Source organism: Oleiphilus sp. HI0067 (assembly GCF_001635735.1).
Window position 1 is genome coordinate 1 of the sequence record NZ_LWFI01001452.1, and the last position, 1,398, is coordinate 1,398.

General features: G+C 43.3%; 1 protein-coding gene. It reads left to right on the top strand.

Features of this window, described 5'->3' with window-relative positions; translation table 11 throughout:
* The coding region (locus A3739_RS30320; protein WP_197472526.1) for a hypothetical protein at nt 1-1,398 on the top strand (1,398 nt) is incomplete at both ends.

The following is a 1,398-nucleotide window of genomic DNA, read 5'->3' on the forward strand; positions in this document are numbered from 1 at the left end:
GAGGTGTGGGTTTTTGGCTATAAATCTGACGACACGCTGTTCTATTTCGGAGACGATTTGAATAGTGATAATGTGCCAGATGAGGTCCTGAATAGCAGATACCTATCTCCAGGATGGATTCCTTCTCCAAGAACTGATTTCCACAACCCACCATTTAGAGAAGTGATCACTGACTTTGCCGGTCTAACGATTCCTGGCCTAGATAGGCTTTATGTTTGGTATGTGTCGGACCCTCGCTCAGAAGATGGTGACGGTGATGGTATTTTTGATATCGAAGAGTTGTTGGTTATTGAAAATGATGTAGCGCCGATTAACTTTGATGCTCCTGTCGATTTAACCGAAACGGATATGTCGCTACCTCAATCATTTGAGAAAATGAGAACGGAAAATCGCTTTACGCATAGCAACCCATTAAGCGTGGATTCAGACAACGATGGAATTCTCGATGCGAACGAAGATTATGATAATGATTACGCTAGTAATCTGAGAGAACATAATCTCACGGACTCTAGTTCGATTGTCGCAAATTCTGATACAGATAGTTTATTGGATGGTGTAGAGATTAACATCCTTATGACTCAGACGAATAAGGCGGATACGGATAGTGATGGTGTTAATGATGATGCGGAGCTTACCGTGTCTTTCGTCGATCCAGATGCGGCGACAGAATTTACTAACCCGCGTTTAGAAACGGGCCCAGGAAAGTGCTCGTCTCTTGAAGTAGAACATAGTGTAAATGGCGCAACCTATTGTTTTACAGTTGGGTATAAATCAATGCCTACGATTGCTGATAGTGACAATGATGGTGCTAACGATAATAGTGACGGATATCCTCTAGACAACGCTTGTTCGACCTTGACGAATGGTTTTCAAAGAGCTGATCGCATGCGCTGCTACGCTAGCTGGATGGCAGAGCAATCTGAAATAGGGAAGGTTGCATTCATCGATAATGCCTCTTATGAGCAATTTGCGTTTTACGCATCGAGTTGGGATTCCCTGATTCGTTATGATTATGTAACCGGCAATTACATTAGCCATATTGATGTATCTTCTTTGCCGGTTGACTTCGTAACTTATGAGTCGGCTCAAGACAAGCTACTTCTTGTCGGAACAAATGGGTCATTGCGTTCAGTTGACCTTGGGTCACCTTCAACCGTCAATACTTTGCCTTCGCTAAGTGTTGCGAATGGTTCGATCTTTGGCTTGCTGTCAGTTGACGACCATTTTGTTGTACAAGAAAGTGATGGACTCAGCGCTAAACTTGCAATGTACGATTTAAACGGGGGCTTTGTTGGACGAGTTGATTTGGATAATGCCCAATTACGAAATGCAGTATGGGTGGCTGGACAAGGCGTTTATATACCGATTGGCTCAGATACTATCGAAGATGTAGCTTTG